Below are 17968 nucleotides of genomic sequence, written 5' to 3'. Positions count from 1 at the left end.
ATAAAAGAGTCCTAAAAGTTTTTCTTTTAGAACTCTTTCACTATATACATACTATAAAAGTTAAATAATAAAATACTACAAGACCTGAGAAAAGTATACTATCAAATCTATCTAATATTCCACCATGTCCTGGTATTAAATTACTATAATCTTTTATTCCAACATATCTTTTTACAGAAGAAGCTACTAAATCTCCAAATTGACTAAATACTCCACATAATGCTCCTATTATAAAGTAGTGATATAAAGGCATTATATATACATACTTAGATACTACTATTCCAAATATTCCACAAAATATCGTAGCTCCAAGCATACCACCAATTGAACCCTCAATAGTTTTCTTTGGACTAACTTTAGGGCATAATTTATGCTTTCCAAAGAATCTTCCTGCATAATAAGCTGAAGTATCTGTCATCCAGGATCCTATAAATATAAGCCAAACTAAATACTGTCCACCAAATTTAATATTTACTAAATGTAAAAAACTAAATAATACTCCTACATATAAAAATCCAAGTAATGTTATAGCAACATCTATAAATGTATATTTTAGGTTTATAACAGGAATTATTAAAAGTATAAACGTTGCAAATACAACTAAGTATGTTAGTAATCCTAAATTATTATTTAAAATATAATAACCAATTAAAAGTAAGTATCCTACAATAGAGATAGGATTAAATTCTTTTTGTTTTAATGCATTATAAAATTCATGTAATCCTAATGCTGATAACACGATTGTAAGCCCTTCTAACCATGCACCACCTAAAAATACAAATATAATAAAAGGAGCAATAATTAAAGCACCAAGATATCTATTATTTGATTTCACTTAAAAACCACCTTATTTCTTTTTATTTTACGCCGCCAAACCTTCTGTCTCTTTTTTGGAAATCATAAATTGCTCTATGAAGATCTGATTCCTTAAAATCTGGCCAACAAATATCTGAATACCAAAATTCAGAATAAGCACACTGCCAAAGTAGAAAATTACTTAATCTTTGTTCTCCGGAAGGTCTAATGATTATATCTGGATCTGGCACACCTTTTGTATATAAATAACTTTCAAAAATAGTATCATCAATTTCTGAAGATTTTATTATTCCCTTTGATACATCTTCTGAAATTAATTTTACAGCTCTTAATATTTCATCTCTTCCACCATAATTTAAAGCTATATTCATTGTTATACCTGTATTATTTTCCGTCTTAAGGACAGATTTCTCTATCTCTTCTTGACACTCTTTAGGTAATTTAGACATATCGCCTAATACATTTATTTTAACGCCATTTTTATGTAGCTCATTAATTTCTTGTCTTAGGTATTGTATTAATAACTTCATTAAAGCATTAACTTCATCTTTTGGTCTTTTCCAATTTTCTGTTGAAAAAGCATAAAGTGTCATATACTTAACGCCAAGCTTATCTGCTTCTTTTAATACTCTACGAATTGTTTCAACTCCAGCTTTATGTCCCATAGTTCTTGGAAGCTTTCTTTTCTTAGCCCATCTTCCATTTCCATCCATTATTATCGCAATATGTTTTGGAATATTATCCATATCAAGGCTTATTTCTTCATTTTCTGTAATATGTTCCCCTTTAAAAAACTTAAGCATGAGTTCTCCTCCCCACTTTTTTTCTTTATATAAAAAACCTGCTAAAGAGCAGGTTTTTTTGTTTAACTAGATTGACATTATCTCTTTTTCTTTTGCTTCTATTAATTTATCTACTTCTTTGACAAATTTATCTGTAACCTTTTGGATGTTATCTTCAGCTTTTTTAACTTCGTCTTCGCTAAGTTCTCCATCTTTCTTTAAGGCTTTTATCTTATCATTAGCATCTCTTCTAATTGATCTTAAAGCAACTTTTGAATCTTCTCCAGCCTTTTTAACATTTTTAACTAAATTTCTTCTAGTTTCTTCTGTTAATTCTGGTATTACCAATCTGATAACTGATCCATCATTTGAAGGATTTAATCCTAAATCTGAAGTAAGTATCGCTCTTTCTATATCCTTTAATAATGTTTGTTCCCAAGGAGTTATTTGAAGAACTCGTGGTTCTGGAGCTGATACATTGGCTACTTGTGTTATTGGACACATGCTTCCATAATATTCAACTTGAACTCTATCAAGCATTGTAGGATTAGCTCTACCAGCTTTCATAGTTGATAGATCAACTTCTAAAACACTTATTGTTTTTATCATTTTTTCTTCAGCATTTTTAAGAATGTTTTTACTCATAAATATCCTCCTTTTATTTTGAAACTAATGTACCTATTTCTTGACCTGAAATAGCTTTTTGAATATTACCTGGTTCATCTAAACCAAATACTAATATAGGAATATTGTTATCCATGCATAAAGAAGTTGCAGTAGAATCCATTACTTGTAATCCTTGTTCTAAAACCTCTATATATGATAGTTTATCATATTTTATTGCATCTGAATACTTATGAGGGTCTTTATCATAAACACCATCAACTTTTTTAGCTAAAAGAATTACATCAGCTTCTATTTCTGCCGCTCTAAGTGCTGCTGTTGTATCAGTTGAGAAGTATGGATTACCAGTTCCAGCTGCAAAAATAACAACTCTTCCCTTTTCTAAGTGTCTCATAGCTCTTCTTCTTATAAATGGTTCTGCAACTTCCTTCATTTCAATAGCAGTTAAAACTCTAGTATCTACGCCTACTTGTTCTAGTGAATCTTGAAGCGCTAATGCATTAATACATGTAGCCATCATACCCATATAATCTGCAGTAGTTCTATCCATTCCTTCGCCGCTTCTACCTCTCCAGATGTTTCCGCCACCTACTACGCATCCAACTTCAACACCTGAATCAACTAATTGCTTTATTTCTAAAGCTATTCTTGTTGCAACAGTAAAATCTATTCCAAATCCATTAGTTCCAGCAAGCGCTTCACCAGATAATTTTAGTATTACTCTATTATATTTACAATCTGCCATTATAATCCCTCCGAAATATTCATATTAATTTTTAAAAAAAGAGAACACAAGGTGTTCTCTTTTGTAGGTTACTATTTACCCATTTGTCTTGCAACTTCTTCAGCAAAGTTTTCTTCTTTCTTTTCGATACCTTCGCCTCTTTCAAATCTAACAAACTTTGTTATAGTCATTGGAGCACCTGCTTCTTTTGACTTTTCTTCTAATAACTTAGTTATTGTCTTGTCTCCATCTTTAACCCATACTTGGTCAATTAAACAAACTTCTTTGAAGTACTTTTGGATTCTTCCCATAACCATTTTTTCAACGATCTTTTCTGGTTTTCCTTCGTTTAAAGCTTGAACTCTGTAGATTTCTTTTTCTTTTTCTAAAGCTTCTTGATCTACTGAATCTCTATTTAAGAATAATGGGTTTGCAGCAGCAACTTGCATACAAACTTCTTTAGCTACTTCTTTAGCTACGTTAGCATCACCTTCAGTTGAAACTTCAACTAAAACTCCGATTCTTCCACCACCGTGGATGTAGCTTTCGATAGCACCATTTTCTAATGATAATCTTTCGAATCTTCTAACTGTCATGTTTTCTCCAAGCTTAGCAACTAAAGCTGTAAGAGTTTCTTGTACAGTAGCATCTCCTAATTTTTCATTTAATAATTCTTCTACAGTTTCAACTGAAGTGTTAGCAACTAATTCTGCTACATTTTCAGCAAAAGCTACAAATTCTTCATTAGCAGCAACGAAATCTGTTTCACAGTTTACTTCTACTATTGAAGCTTTCTTGCTATCTTCTGATATGAAAGTCTTAACTATTCCTTCAGCAGCAACTCTTCCAGCTTTCTTAGCAGCAGCAGCTAATCCTTTTTCTCTTAATACTTCAACAGCCTTTTCTACGTCTCCGTTAGTTTCTGTTAAAGCCTTCTTGCAGTCCATCATACCTGCGCCAGTCTTATCTCTTAATTCTTTAACTGATTTTGCAGTAATCATATTCAATTCCTCCTTATTTTAAAAAAAGTAACCCTTACCATCTAGGGTAAAAGGTAAATGAAGAAGCTCTCCACCTACCTTTTATACTTCTGATATTATTCAGCTATTTGTTCGCCTTGTCTTCCTTCGATAATAGCATCAGCCATCTTAGCAGCTATTAATTTAACCGCTCTTATAGCATCATCATTACCTGGAATTACGTAGTCAACTTCTTCTGGATCACAGTTAGTATCTACGATAGCTACTACTGGAATTCCTAATATCTTAGCTTCTGAAATAGCGTTCTTTTCTTTTCTTGGATCAACTACGAACATAGCTCCAACATTTCTTGAATCTAAGTTCTTGATTCCGCCAAGGTTCTTTTCTAGCTTTTCCATTTCGCCTTTTAATTTGATAACTTCTTTTTTAGGAAGAACGTCGAATGTTCCATCTTCTTGCATTCTTTCTAAATCTTCTAATCTCTTAATTCTTGTTCTGATAGTTTTGAAGTTTGTTAACATTCCACCTAACCATCTATTGTTAACGAAGTGCATATTTGATCTTATTGCTTCTTCTTTGATAGCTTCTTGAGCTTGCTTTTTAGTTCCAACGAAAAGTATTTCTTTTCCTTCTTCTGAAACTTCTCTTAAGAAGTTGTAAGCTTCTTCAGCCTTCTTAACTGTTTTTTGTAAATCTATTATATAGATTCCGTTTCTTTCTGTGAAGATGTAAGGAGCCATCTTAGGGTTCCATCTTCTAGTTTGGTGTCCGAAATGTACACCAGCTTCTAATAATTGTTTCATTGATATAACTGACATTTTGTTACCTCCTGGTTTTTTCCTCCACTATCGTTGTAATTACAAGAAACCTTATAATCAAAGGCACCTATCTTGCAAACCCGATAATGTGCGTATTTTGTTACCTATGATAGTATAACATAAGCTTTTTTTTCTATCAACATAAATTTGTTTTTTTTTATATTTTTCACTAAAAATATACGAGTGATTGAAATTTATCAATCACTCGTTATTATTGCTTATTTTATCTTTTTTAATTCATCTAATAATTTATCGTTTAGTATTCTAATATGAGTTCCCTTCATTCCTAATGATCTTGATTCAATTACTCCAGCACTTTCAAATTTTCTTAATGCATTTACAATTACGCTTCTTGTTATTCCAACTTTATCTGCGATCTTTGATGCTACAAGTAAACCCTCAGTACCTCCAAGTTCATTAAAAATATGTTCTACAGCTTCTAGTTCTGAATATGAAAGAGTTCCTATAGCTAATTGAACAACTGCTTTCTTTCTTGTCTCCTCAGCTAATTCTTCTTGTTTAGCTCTTAACATTTCCATTCCAACAATTGTTGCACTATATTCACAAAGAACTAAATCATCATCTGTAAATGATTCTCCAAATCTAGCTAAAAGAAGTGTACCAAGTCTTTCTCTATTTCCTATTATAGGAACAATTGTTGAAAGCTTGTCTGACATATCACACTTTCCAATCCCATCAAATACACATTCACCTTTATTAGGTAAATTAGATAGTGTTTCTGTTACTCTTAATAACTTTTCATTATATTCATTTGGAAATCTTTTTTCATAGACTACTTTTTCTTTCATTATTGCACATTCAAACTTTTCTGAAAAACTATGTCCTATAACCTTACCTCTTTTACTAATAATGTAAACGTTGCAAGCTAGTACATCGCTTAAAAGTTCACAGATATCTTCAAATGCTACAGCTTCAGTACCTGATTTCTGTAATATTTTATTTAATTTTCTCGCTTTATTAAGTAATGATGACATTAAAAATCCTCCTTAATATCTAACGAATTTCAGATTCATATTGCCATTTGTTAGACTATTCAAAATCTTTTTAAATTTTTAATAAATTCGTAATACTAGTTCAGTTTATCATACTGTATACTCTATTTCAACAATATTCTTATTTTTTTCGACAAAAGGATTGTTTAATGTATCATTATATCATCATTACCTATTTTATTCTTTATTTTCTTGCTTCTCACTCTTTATTTCTTCTTTATACTTACATTCGCTATTTGAACATTGAATATAATCTCCAGATTTTTTAGAATATTTCTTAACCATATAAGAATTACATTCTGGACATTTCTTTTCAACTGGTTCATTCCAGCTTACAAAATCACATTCTGGATATCCTGAGCAGCCATAGAATCTCTTACCTTTTTTACTTCTCTTTGCTAATACCTTTCTCCCACACTTTGGACAAGGTGCTTTTATTTCTTCAACTATAGGTTTAGCATTTTTACATTCTGGATAACCTGGACATGCTAAGAACTTTCCATATCGTCCTTTTTTTATAACCATCATTCTACCACATTTATCACAAGGAACATCACTTACTTCATCTTCTATTACAACTTTAGCCATTTCCTTTTCCGCTTTTTCTAGTGAATGTTTTAGTGGCTCGAAGAATTCACCTACAACAGACTTCCATTGTATTTCACCTTCTTCAATATGGTCTAAGTTTCTTTCCATACTAGCTGTAAAATCTACATCTGCTATTTGTTTGAAGTATTCACAAATTATATTATTTACTATAAAGCCAAGTTCTGTTGGTATTAGATTTTTCTTTTCTCTATTTACATAATCTCTACTTAATAATGTAGAAATTGTAGGAACGTAAGTACTTGGTCTTCCTATACCCTTTTCTTCTAAAAGTTTAACAAATGATGCTTCTGTATATCTTGCAGGAGGTTGAGTGAAATGTTGCTTTCCTTCAAGGGAAGCTGCATTTAATACCTCTCCTTCTTCAAGTTCTGGTAATGAATTATCATCCTCATCACTAATTGCATATTCATATATTTTCATGAATCCATCAAATTGAATCGTAGATCCACTAGCTTTAAATTTATAATCTCCATTTAATATATCAATTGAATTAGTATTTAAAACGCATGATGCCATTTGAGAAGATACAAATCTCTTCCATATAAGTGTATAAAGTTTATACTGATCATTTGTTAAGTTTGCTTTTGCAACTTCTGGTGTTATTTCTATATTTGTTGGTCTTATAGCTTCATGGGCATCTTGAATATTTTTCTTTCCTTTATATACTCTACTTTCTTTTGGTAGATAACTTTCACCATAATTATTTAATATAAAGCTTTTTGCACTTTCTTGTGCTTCTTGTGATATTCTAACAGAATCCGTTCTCATGTAAGTAATAAGACCTACAGTTCCATGCCCTTTAACTTCCACACCTTCATATAGCCCTTGAGCTACTGACATTGTTTTCTTTGTCATAAAGTTAAGTTTCTTACTTGCCTCTTGTTGAAGTGTACTAGTGGTAAAAGGAGCCATAGGATTTTTAAGTTTACTTCCTTTTTTTATTGATTTAATAACAAAATTATCTTTATCTATTGAATTTATAACTTTATTTGTTTCATCTTCTGTTTTTAATTCTATCTTTTTATTTTTATATGTTGATAGCTTTATAGGGAATTTTTTTCTTCCTTTTTTTAATTCGCAGTCAACTGTCCAATATTCTTCTGGAATGAATTTTTTTATTTCTTCTTCTCTTTCACATATAAGTTTAAGCGCTGCTGATTGTACTCTACCTGCACTTAAGCCCCATTTTACATTTTTCCAAAGAATTGGACTTATTTCATAACCAACTAGTCTATCTAAAATTCTTCTAGCTTGCTGTGCATCAACTAAATTTTGATTTATCTGTCTAGCATTTTTTATAGAATTTTTAACTGCAGTCTTTGTTATTTCATTAAATACAATCCTACACTCTTCTCCCTCTTCTATATTTAGAAGATTTGCTAAATGCCATGATATTGCTTCTCCTTCACGATCGGGGTCAGTTGCAAGATAAACTTTATCCGCCTTCTTTGCAGCTTTTCTTAATGTCTTAAGAAGATCTCCCTTACCTCTTATTGTTATATACTTTGGTTCAAAATCATTATCTATATCAACACCTAATTTACTTTTAGGTAAATCTCTTATATGCCCCATTGACGCTTCAACAATATAATTTTTTCCTAAATATTTTCCTATTGTTTTTGCCTTTGCTGGTGATTCTACTATTACTAATTTTTGGCCCATAACTAACTCCACTAATAATACTGGAGTTATTCACCCCCTTAAACTTATGTTACTCTGACATAATAATTGCCAGGTAGACTTAATATTTCATTTTTAATTTGCAGTTCAAATAATAAACCATATAAAGTATTTCTGTCAACCTGTGACTTTGTAAATATATCATCAATATGCATTGGTTCACTCTCTATAATTTTTAAAATATCACTATGAACCATATCACTATTCTCTTCTTTTACCTTACTCTTATCTATATGTAAAAGCAAATAAATATCCTCAATTGATGTATAAATATATGCACCATCTCTTATTAAAAGGTTTGCACCATATCCACCACTTGAAAAAATTGATTGTGGTACAACTAAAACATCTTTACCTTGCTCTAATGCGCATGTAACAGTTATTAATGACCCACTCTTCTTTGTTGCTTCTGTAACTACTATAGCTTCTGATAATCCACTAATTATTCTGTTCCTTCTTGGAAAATTATATGCATAAGGCTTAGTACCTGGCAAGAACTCTGAGATAATAAGACCTTTTTCTCTAATTTTATTAAACAGAGCTTTGTTTTTATATGGATAATAAATATCTAGCCCAGATCCTAATATAGCAATTGTATCACCTTGATTTTTTAGGCATTCATCATGGGCTATAGCATCAATCCCTAAAGCACCACCGCTTACAATACATATATCATTCTTAACTAGTTCTTTAGTTATAACTCTAGTAGCTCTCTCTCCATAAATACTATTCTTTCTTGACCCTACAATACCGACTTTTCTTTTACTTAATAAATTTATATTTCCCATATAAAACAATACATAAGGTGGCTCATGGATACTTTTTAAATCCTCTGGATACTTATTACTGTTAATCGTTATATAACTTATGTTTTCACTTCTTAATTTTTCCTCGATAAGGGTAACTTTTTCTAATTCTTTTTCTTTGTCATAATTTACAAAATTTTTATAACTTTTTAAATATGTTTTTATTATTTCATCAAAATTATCAAATATATTCTTCTCATTGGAGAAAATACTAATTAATTTTATTTTTTGAATATTAGTACATTCTAACATCATTAACCATAATATATATTTTTCCATTTGTCCACCTCTTATTATATAATTTCTCCATTTACATCTTTTCTGTAATTAATTGCTTCTATAATATGTTCTCTTTTTATTACTTCATGAAGCTCCAAATCTGCTATAGTTTGAGCCACCTTTATAACTTTCCCATATCCTCTTAAAGAAGGATTGTTAATTTTAAAATAATTTTCTAAAATTTCTTTTCCTTCTCTAGATATCTTGCATAAATCAAATATATCTTTCCCTCTTATATCTGAATTAAACTTATAAGGAGTATCCTTCAATCTCTCTTTCTGTATTTCTCTAGCCTTTAAAACTCTTTCCTTAATATTTTTAGTTTCATCCTCTAAATTTTTCTTTTTTAACTCCTCAAATTTCAATGAAGGAACATAATTAAATATATCAATTCTATCTTTTAAAGGCTTTGATAACCTCTTTTGATATCTTCGTATTTCATTTTCACTACATTCGCATTTATCATATTCTCCAGGAATTATAGACTTTTTCCCACATGGACAAGGATTAAAAGAAGCTATAAGCTGAAATTTACTTGGCATTTCGACTCGTTCATTCAGTCTATCTACTCTAATTACTCCTTCTTCCAAAGGAATCCTTAGTACCTCTAATACTTCCTTTTTGAATTCTAAAATTTCATCCAAATAAAGAACTCCATTATGAGCTAAAGTTATTTCTCCTGGTTTAATATCTCGCCCTCCACCAACTAATGCAACTTTTGAAATTGTATGATGTGGCTCTCTAAATGGTATTCTTATATTTTTATATGTATCAATCATCCCACATATTGAATATATCTTTGCAATTTCAATTTTTTCTTCTTCAGTAAGTGGCGGAAGTATTGAATTAAACGCTTTTGCAAGCATAGTCTTACCTGACCCTGGATTTCCATATAACAAAATATTATGTCTGCCGGCTGCTGCAATTTCCATTGCCCTCTTTGATGAATTTTGTCCAATTATAGAATTGAAATTATTTTTCCATTCGACATTTTTTTCTTCTTTATATTCACCAAAATCTAAAGGCAACATATCTTCGCAATTTACATAATCTACAGATTCCTTTAAAGAAGTCATTGCATATACATTTCCTTTTGATACCTCTATAGCTTCATCTATATTTTCTCTTGGTATAATAAAGTTTTCTATATCTTCTTCAATTCCTTTAATTATAATTGGTGTTATTCCTCTAGTTCTTTTAAGTTCTCCATTTAATGATAATTCACCTATAATTAAATATTTATCTAAATCCTTTTTCTGAATTTGATTTGATTCTATAAGTATTCCTATGGCAATAGGTAAATCTAGTAATGTTCCTATTTTCTTAATATCTGCTGGCGCTAAATTTATTACTATTCTGCCTAAAGGAAATTCAAATCCTGAATTAACAATAGCAGTTCTAACCCTCTCTTTTGCTTCTCTAACTGATGTATCTGCGAGTCCAACTATATTAAATGCTGGAAGTCCCTTTGATATATCAACTTCAACATTTATTACAAAACTATTTATTCCAATATTAGTTGCACTTTTTATATTTATGGCCATCTACCTCACCTCATAAAGGAGTATTAACACTAAAAAATATTTTTAATCAAAGATTCTTACACCGATAATAATTCTTTTAACTGTCAATAATCATAATTAGAGAGGTGTTTTAAATGAAAAAGTATAATAAATATATTGGTTATTATGGAGAAGACCTTGCTTCAAATTATTTATGTAGTAAAGACTATATAATCCTAGAGAGAAATTATTCTAATAGATTTGGAGAGATAGATATAATCTGTTTTAAAAATGATATCTTATGCTTCGTAGAAGTAAAAAGTAGATATGATATTAAGTTCGGAAGAGGTATTGAATCAATTAGCTTTAGTAAAATTCAGAATATAAAAAAATTAACAAAATATTTCCTACTTAATAATAAATTTAATGATTATTTCGTAAGATTTGATGTTATAGAAGTGTATTTAAATCATCAAAATAATACTAATAATATAATTCATACTAAAGATGCATTTAGATAAAATAAAAAAGTAGTAATAGCCTTTTTAGCTATTACTACTTCTTATAATATATTTCTTAAAAAACTCATTCTATGAACAGGGGTCGCACCGTGTTCTTTTATTGCTTCAACATGTTTTGAAGCTCCATACCCTACATTATTTTCAAATCCATATTCCGGATATTTAGTTGCTAATTCCTTCATCAAGTTATCTCTATATACTTTAGCTATAATTGAAGCAGCAGCAATTGATGCGCTTTTTGTATCACCTTTTATAACTGACTTATTTTCTCTATCTATACCTTTAACAGTATATCCATCAGATAAAATAATATCAGCTCTTTTCTCTAGACCATGTATTGCTTTAAGGAAAACTTCATTATTACATACTCCTACGCCTTTTTCATCTATTTCATCATTAGAGCATTCACTAATACAGTAAGCTATTGCTTTTTCTTTTATTATTAAAGAAAGTTCCTCTCTCTTTTTTTCTGATAATTTTTTTGAGTCATTTAAATAAAAAATCATCTCATCATCTATTGAATTTAAATCAAGTATTACAGCTGCTGATACTATAGGTCCTGCAAGAGGTCCTCTGCCGACTTCATCAACTCCAGCTAGAAGCCTTCCTTTTGCAAACCCTCTATCAAAGTCATACATCTTCTTTACTCTAACTTCTTCATCTTTAAGCTTCTGCTTTTCTTTTAATATCTTGCTTCCAAGACTATTAACATTCTTTCTTTTATCATTTAAAAGTATTTCACTTAAAGCTACAGCATAATCACTCTTAAAATCAAGATTAAGACTATCAAACTCTTCTTTTATATTTTTATAACTCATAGTGCTTAAATCACTATTTAGAAGTTTCATAAAACCCCTCCAATTTGATAAATTAAGGTCTTTCCAATGAGATATTTCCTATCTTTCCACCTCTAAATTCATCTAATATAATAACTGATATTCTATTATAATCTATTTCTCTGCCTTTCATTATAGCTCCTCTTTTTATAGCTATAGCATCCATAGTTTCAAGTGGATTATCATATACAGTATCTATCTTATATCTTTCTATTAAGTTGTCAGGATAGAACTCTTGAAGCCTCTCAATTAGTCTATAGGCTAAATCTTCTATATCCATTATTTCATCTCTTATAGCCCCTGTAAATGCAAGATTTAATGCTGTTTCATCATCTTTAAACTTAGGCCATAAAACTCCTGGAGTATCAAGCATCTCTATATCCATAGCTGTCTTTATCCATCTCTTACTCTTAGTTACCCCTGGTCTATCTCCTGTTTGCGCTATATTATTTTTAGCCATCTTATTTATAAATGTAGATTTCCCTACATTAGGTATTCCTACAACCATAACTCTTGTCATGATTACCTTTAATCCCTTACCTTTAAGTCTTTCATGCTTTTCTTTTAATAGCTCATTAAGTGCAGGCTTTATTTTTTGAAATCCACTTCCTTTTAAGCAGTTCACCTCCATAGCCATAACATTATCTCTAGTTAGATGTTTTATCCATTCTTTAGTAACTTTAGATTCTGTTAAATCACTTTTATTTAAAAGTATTAACCTTGGTTTATCGCCTACTAGCTTATCTATGTCTGGATTTGCAGAACTTGCTGGAATTCTAGCATCTCTAATTTCTATAACAGCATCTACAAGCTTTAAATTCTCTTTAATCTCCCTCTGAGTCTTTTTCATATGCCCCGGGAACCAGTTAATTGCCATAAAAAAACTCCTCCTTACGTATTGATTCTTTTTATCTATAGAAAAAAAAGAGACTTAATTCTAAGCCTCTTCTTTATGGTTAATTATCTTAATAATTCTTTAACCTTAGCAGCCTTACCTACTCTGTCTCTTAAGTAGAATAACTTAGCTCTTCTTACTTTACCTCTTCTTGAAACTTCGATCTTTTGGATCATTGGAGCGTTCATTGGGAAAGTCTTTTCAACACCTGTACCGTAAGCTAATCTTCTTACAGTGAAAGTTTCTCTTAAACCACCATTTTGCTTCTTGATAACAGTTCCTTCAAATACTTGAACTCTTTCTCTGTTACCTTCTTTGATTAATTGGTGAACTTTTATGTTGTCCCCAACGTTGAAGCTTGGTAAATCGTTTCTGATTTGTTCTTGTTCTATTGCTCTTAAAATTTCGTTCATTGTGCATTCCCTCCTAATAAGTAAATTGTGACGTTCTTTCCGGAGCTATAATCCAAAAGAGGAACGCCCGTACTAGCACAAAGCATATTCTAGCATAAAATATCATTTATTGCAACATTTTATTTATTATGATCTTTTAATATCTTTTTGTCTTCTTTTGTAAGTTCTATTTTATCAAATAAATCTTTTCTTTTTTCTCTTGTAGCTATTAACGACTCTTTTCTTCTCCATTTTCTTATATTCTCGTGATGCCCTGAAAGTAATACTTCTGGAACCTTAACTCCTTCAAATTCCTCAGGTCTTGTATATTGAGGATATTCTAAAAGTCCATTAGAGAATGATTCATCCATAAAGCTTTCTTCTTTTCCAAGCACTCCTGGTTTTAATCTAAGAATAGAATCAATTACAGGAATAGCAGCCATTTCACCACCTGTTAATATAAAATCACCAAGTGATATTTCCATATCTATATGCTGATATACTCTTTCATCAATACCTTCATAATGTCCACATATAAATATTAAGTTGTCTTCTTTTGCAAGTTCCTTTGAAAGTTCATGATTAAATTGCTTTCCTCTAGGCCCTAAAAATATAACTTTCCCTGGATTATTTTTCTTACATTCTCTTATAGTATCTACAATAGGTTGAGGCGCCATTACCATTCCCGCACCACCACCATAAGGATAATCATCAACCTTTTTATTTTTATGATTTGTATAATCTCTAATATTAAAGCACTCTATATTTACCAGTCCTTTTTCTTGTGCTTTACCTATAATACTATGATTAAATATAGAAAACATATCTGGAAAAAGCGTTAAAACACTAATCTTCATCTTGCCATTCTCCTACTGGTCTTATAACAATCTTCTCATTATCTAAATCTATATCTAAAACGATTGTCTTAAGTACAGGGATTAGTAATTCTTTAGGTTCTCTAATCCAATATACATCATTATTTTTTGTTTCTATAACATCATATATAGCTCCAAGATCCTTACCTTCAGTATCAAATACATGTATACCTATAAGGTCAGTAACATAAAAAGTATCCTCTGGAAGTTCAGGTTCTCTTTCTCTTGGAACTTCTAAAATTTTGTTTTTATATGTTTCAGCCTCATCAATTGAATTTATTCCTTCTATCTTTAAGATTACTCTATCTTTTTGGAATTTAACACCTTCAATGGCTCTTTCAACTCCGTTTATAAAAACAGTTCCATATCTTTTAAAGTTATTAACATCAGAAGTTGTTGCCATAACTTTAACTTCACCTTTTAATCCGTGAGTATTTACTATTTTACCTACTCTAAAAAATTCTCCCATTAGCGTTCACCTCTTTTTTATAATTATCAAAGAATTAAATATTTATCCTTATATTATATAAAAAGAGTTAGGACAGGCCTAACTCTTTTAGATAATTTCAACTACTACTCTTTTTTCTTCTTTTATTGCTGCAGCCTTTACTACGGTTCTAATAGCTTTTGCTATTCTTCCCTGTTTTCCAATAACTTTGCCCATATCTTCTGGTGCAACCCTAAGTTCTAGTATAATTGATTGCTCACCTGCAATCTCATTTACTTTAACTTCATCAGGCTTATCCACAAGAGACTTAGCTATTACTTCAACTAATTCTTTCATAAGTGTCCTGCATATAGTGTATGTACTAGGTGCAGTATTCACCTCCTAAAATTACTTGTTTAGGCCTGCCTTTACGAAAAGCTTTTTAACTACTTCTGTTGGTTGTGCACCATTTTGTAGCCATTTGTTAGCTTTTTCTTCGTTGATTTTTATTTCAGCTGGTTCTGAAATTGGATTGTAGAATCCGATTTCTTCGATGAATCTACCATCTCTTGGGCTTCTTGAATCAGCAACAACTACTCTGTAGAAAGGTGCTTTCTTAGCTCCCATTCTTCTTAATCTAATCTTTACTGCCATGTTAATTTCACCTCCTTTAAAGTATAATTATATTAACTCATAAAAGGCAATTTACCTAGAAGACCTTTTTTGCCTCCCTTTTGAAGTGATTTCATTTGCTTCATTTGCTTTTTCATCATCTCAAATCCTTTAATAAGTTTATTAACTTCTTGTATTGTTGAACCTGATCCCTTTGCAATTCTTTTCTTTCTTGAAGAATTACTAATTACAAGTGATGGATTTCTTCTTTCTTTTAAAGTCATTGAAAGAATTATAGCTCTAACCTTTTCCATTTGTTTTTGACCTTGATCAAAATCAACACCTTGTAATTCTTTTGCATTAACTCCTGGAATCATCTCCATCAACTTATTCAATGGTCCAAGCTTTTTCATTTGTTCCATTGCTGTTAAGTAGTCTTCGAAGTTAAGACCTTGGTTCATCATTTTCTTTGTAAAATCTGCTGCCTCATCTTCATCAATTGCAGATTGAGCCTTTTCTATTAGGGATAATACATCTCCCATTCCAAGTATTCTTGAGGCCATTCTGTCTGGATGGAACACTTCAAAATCATTCATTTTTTCACCGATACCAACAAATTTTATTGGCTTTTCAGTAATTGATCTGATTGAAAGTGCAGCACCACCTCTAGTATCACCATCAAGCTTAGTTAAGATAACTCCTGATACATCAAGTTCATCATTAAAACTTTCTGCAACATTTACTGCATCTTGACCTGTCATTGAGTCTACTACAAGTAAAATCTCTGAAGGATTTACAGCTTCCTTTACATCTTTTAATTCTTGCATTAAGCCTTCATCGATATGCAATCTTCCGGCTGTATCTATAATAACTACGTTATTCCCATTATCTTTTGCATATTTTATACCCGCTTTAGCAATATTAACTGCTTTTTCTTTATCTCCCATAGAGAATACAGGTATATCTATTTGCTTTCCTACAACTTCTAATTGTTTTATAGCTGCAGGTCTGTAAATATCACATGCTACAAGAAGCGGTTTTTTATTATTCTGTCTAAGGTTTAATGCTAGCTTACCACACATTGTAGTTTTACCAGCTCCTTGAAGTCCTACAAGCATTATTACTGTAGTCCCACTACTTGAATAATTTATTTTACTTTCGCTTCCTCCCATAAGTTCAGTAAGTTCATCGTTAACTATTTTAATAACTTGTTGACCTGGTGTCAAGCTTTCTAACACATTACTACCAACGCATTTTTCACTAACACTTTTAACAAACTTTTTTACTACTTTATAGTTAACATCTGCTTCTAATAAAGCAAGTTTTACTTCCCTCATAGCTTCTTTAATATCTTTTTCATTAAGCTTTCCTTTTCCCTTTAATTTTTTAAAGGTATTTTGAAGCTTTTCTGATAATCCCTCAAAAGCCATATTAAACCTCCTAATGTTATAAATCTTCTAGTTCTTTCTTTAGCATATCATATTCTTTATTAGAAATAGAATACTTTTCTTTAAAGTTTTTTAGAAGTTTTATAATTTTTTCTTCTCGATTTATACTCTTTTGAAGTAAGCCTAACTTTTCTTCATAGGTTAAAAGTTGCTTATAACATCTTTTAAGCAAATCATGGATTGCTTGACGACTTGTGTTGTTTAATTCAGCAATTTCAGCTAAGGATAAGTCATCCTCAAAATATAATTCCATAATATTTTTTTGCTTTTCAGTTAGTAATGGTTTGTAAAAATCCATCAATAATGAAATCTCAACCCTATCTTCCATCATATAATCACCTTACCCACAAAAGAGATAATAACAGATATATTTTAAGGTGTCAAGTATTTTTACTTAACACCTTAATTTTTTTTTAAAATAATGCTTCAGCAAAACTTTCTGCATCAAATTTTTGAAGATCATCAATACCTTCTCCAACCCCAATATACTTAACTGGTATGTTAAGAGATTGCTTTATAGATATAACAACTCCACCTTTTGCAGTACCATCTAATTTTGTTAATATTATTCCGTCTATAGGGCAAGCCTCCATAAACTGTTTAGCTTGAATTACCGCATTTTGTCCTGTTGTACCATCTAAAACAAGAAACGTTTGCTTCTTAGCTTCTCCATATTCTCTATCTATAATTCTATTTATCTTTGAAAGTTCATTCATTAAATTCTTTTTGTTATGAAGTCTTCCAGCTGTATCACAAATTAAAAGATCTACATTTCTAGCTTTAGCTGCTTGAACTGCATCAAAAACAACTGCAGCTGGATCTGATCCTTCACTTTGCTTTACTATATCAACCTCTGCTCTATCACTCCATACTTCAAGCTGATCAATTGCAGCCGCTCTAAATGTATCTGCTGCTGCAAGTAATACTTTTTTACCTTCTTGCTTATTTTTAGCTGCAAGCTTTCCAATTGATGTAGTTTTACCAACTCCATTTACCCCAATTACAAGTAAAACTTCTTTTTCTGATCCATTTGATTCCTCTTCATTATCTCCTTCAAGAAGCATTTCAGTTATAACTTCCTTAAGGGCTGGTTTTACCATTTGAGGATCGTTTATTTTTTCTTTTCTAATTTTAACTTTTAATCTATCTATAATTTCAACAGTTGTATCCATACCTATATCTGAAATTATTAATATTTCTTCTAATTCCTCATATAAATCATCATCAATAGTTACAGCTAAATTTAATGCTTCATTAATTTTATCTTGTAACCCATCCCTAGTCTTTGTTAAACCTGTTTTTAACTTATCAAATAATTTTCCAAACATT

The 17968-nt window shown here is 30.6% G+C and carries 21 protein-coding genes; 1 reads left to right on the top strand and 20 read right to left on the bottom strand.

Features of this window, described 5'->3' with window-relative positions:
* Positions 1-40: 40 nt before the first annotated feature.
* The 10 genes from ACQPUW_RS05900 to ACQPUW_RS05855 all read right to left on the bottom strand — a co-directional run bounded on the left by ACQPUW_RS05900 (position 41) and on the right by ACQPUW_RS05855 (position 10675).
* Positions 41-835, bottom strand: a complete 795-nt coding sequence (locus tag ACQPUW_RS05900) for a phosphatidate cytidylyltransferase (protein WP_430834291.1) — start codon at positions 833-835, stop codon at positions 41-43.
* 22 nt (positions 836-857) lie between these two features.
* A complete protein-coding gene (locus ACQPUW_RS05895; RefSeq protein ID WP_430834292.1) occupies positions 858-1619 on the bottom strand; it encodes an isoprenyl transferase in 762 nt (253 codons plus the stop codon).
* 66 nt (positions 1620-1685) lie between these two features.
* Positions 1686-2243: a ribosome recycling factor gene (gene frr / locus ACQPUW_RS05890; RefSeq protein WP_430834293.1), complete on the bottom strand. Its 558-nt coding sequence runs from the start codon at positions 2241-2243 to the stop codon at positions 1686-1688.
* Between the two features lie 13 nt (positions 2244-2256).
* The gene (gene pyrH / locus ACQPUW_RS05885) at positions 2257-2967 is read right to left on the bottom strand and encodes a uridine monophosphate kinase (RefSeq protein WP_430834294.1); all 711 of its coding nucleotides are present in this window, start codon (positions 2965-2967) and stop codon (positions 2257-2259) included.
* Positions 2968-3038: 71 nt separating this feature from the next.
* Positions 3039-3947 (bottom strand): translation elongation factor Ts, encoded by a 909-nt coding sequence (tsf, locus tag ACQPUW_RS05880; protein ID WP_430836548.1) that lies wholly within the window; start codon positions 3945-3947, stop codon positions 3039-3041.
* 95 nt (positions 3948-4042) lie between these two features.
* Positions 4043-4744 carry a small ribosomal subunit protein uS2 gene (gene rpsB / locus ACQPUW_RS05875; RefSeq protein ID WP_430836547.1) on the bottom strand — a complete coding sequence of 234 codons (702 nt, stop codon included), beginning with the start codon at positions 4742-4744 and terminating at the stop codon, positions 4043-4045.
* A 218-nt stretch (positions 4745-4962) separates the two neighbouring features.
* Positions 4963-5739: a GTP-sensing pleiotropic transcriptional regulator CodY gene (codY, locus tag ACQPUW_RS05870; protein WP_430836546.1), complete on the bottom strand. Its 777-nt coding sequence runs from the start codon at positions 5737-5739 to the stop codon at positions 4963-4965.
* Positions 5740-5934: 195 nt separating this feature from the next.
* Positions 5935-8028, bottom strand: a complete 2094-nt coding sequence (gene topA, locus ACQPUW_RS05865; RefSeq protein WP_430836545.1) for a type I DNA topoisomerase — start codon at positions 8026-8028, stop codon at positions 5935-5937.
* Between the two features lie 44 nt (positions 8029-8072).
* Positions 8073-9131, bottom strand: coding sequence for a DNA-processing protein DprA (dprA, locus tag ACQPUW_RS05860; protein WP_430836544.1), 1059 nt, complete (start codon positions 9129-9131; stop codon positions 8073-8075).
* Between the two features lie 14 nt (positions 9132-9145).
* Entirely contained in the window at positions 9146-10675 is a 1530-nt protein-coding gene (locus ACQPUW_RS05855; protein ID WP_430836543.1) for a YifB family Mg chelatase-like AAA ATPase, read from the bottom strand.
* A gap of 113 nt (positions 10676-10788) precedes the next feature.
* Here ACQPUW_RS05855 and ACQPUW_RS05850 point away from each other — a divergent pair, with 113 nt between their 5' ends.
* A complete protein-coding gene (locus tag ACQPUW_RS05850) occupies positions 10789-11154 on the top strand; it encodes a YraN family protein (protein ID WP_430836542.1) in 366 nt (121 codons plus the stop codon).
* Between the two features lie 41 nt (positions 11155-11195).
* Here ACQPUW_RS05850 and ACQPUW_RS05845 read toward each other — a convergent pair whose 3' ends face one another.
* The 10 genes from ACQPUW_RS05845 to ftsY form a co-directional block, all read right to left on the bottom strand.
* Positions 11196-12002 (bottom strand): ribonuclease HII, encoded by an 807-nt coding sequence (locus ACQPUW_RS05845; RefSeq protein ID WP_430836541.1) that lies wholly within the window; start codon positions 12000-12002, stop codon positions 11196-11198.
* Between the two features lie 22 nt (positions 12003-12024).
* Positions 12025-12867: a ribosome biogenesis GTPase YlqF gene (ylqF, locus tag ACQPUW_RS05840; protein ID WP_430836540.1), complete on the bottom strand. Its 843-nt coding sequence runs from the start codon at positions 12865-12867 to the stop codon at positions 12025-12027.
* A gap of 83 nt (positions 12868-12950) precedes the next feature.
* On the bottom strand, positions 12951-13298 hold the full coding sequence (gene rplS, locus ACQPUW_RS05835) for a 50S ribosomal protein L19 (RefSeq protein WP_430836539.1): 348 nt from the start codon (positions 13296-13298) through the stop codon (positions 12951-12953).
* Positions 13299-13417: 119 nt separating this feature from the next.
* The gene (gene trmD / locus ACQPUW_RS05830; RefSeq protein WP_430836538.1) at positions 13418-14134 is read right to left on the bottom strand and encodes a tRNA (guanosine(37)-N1)-methyltransferase TrmD; all 717 of its coding nucleotides are present in this window, start codon (positions 14132-14134) and stop codon (positions 13418-13420) included.
* Positions 14124-14621 carry a ribosome maturation factor RimM gene (gene rimM, locus ACQPUW_RS05825; protein ID WP_430836537.1) on the bottom strand — a complete coding sequence of 166 codons (498 nt, stop codon included), beginning with the start codon at positions 14619-14621 and terminating at the stop codon, positions 14124-14126. The genes trmD and rimM overlap by 11 nt, the downstream gene beginning before the upstream one ends.
* Positions 14622-14708: 87 nt before the next feature.
* Positions 14709-14936 (bottom strand): KH domain-containing protein, encoded by a 228-nt coding sequence (locus tag ACQPUW_RS05820; protein WP_307483655.1) that lies wholly within the window; start codon positions 14934-14936, stop codon positions 14709-14711.
* Positions 14937-14987: 51 nt separating this feature from the next.
* Positions 14988-15233: a 30S ribosomal protein S16 gene (rpsP, locus tag ACQPUW_RS05815; RefSeq protein ID WP_307483653.1), complete on the bottom strand. Its 246-nt coding sequence runs from the start codon at positions 15231-15233 to the stop codon at positions 14988-14990.
* 32 nt (positions 15234-15265) lie between these two features.
* On the bottom strand, positions 15266-16621 hold the full coding sequence (ffh, locus tag ACQPUW_RS05810; protein ID WP_430836536.1) for a signal recognition particle protein: 1356 nt from the start codon (positions 16619-16621) through the stop codon (positions 15266-15268).
* 16 nt (positions 16622-16637) lie between these two features.
* Positions 16638-16967: a putative DNA-binding protein gene (locus tag ACQPUW_RS05805; protein ID WP_430837280.1), complete on the bottom strand. Its 330-nt coding sequence runs from the start codon at positions 16965-16967 to the stop codon at positions 16638-16640.
* A gap of 85 nt (positions 16968-17052) precedes the next feature.
* Complete coding sequence (ftsY, locus tag ACQPUW_RS05800) at positions 17053-17967, bottom strand: signal recognition particle-docking protein FtsY (RefSeq protein WP_430836535.1); 915 nt, start codon at positions 17965-17967, stop codon at positions 17053-17055.
* Position 17968: the final 1 nt, after the last annotated feature.

This window comes from Clostridium sardiniense, assembly GCF_050584765.1.
Taxonomy (GTDB): Bacteria; Bacillota; Clostridia; order Clostridiales; family Clostridiaceae; genus Clostridium; species Clostridium sardiniense_A.
The sequence above is the reverse complement of the archived record's forward strand: the minus strand, read 5'-3'. Positions and strand labels throughout refer to the sequence as shown.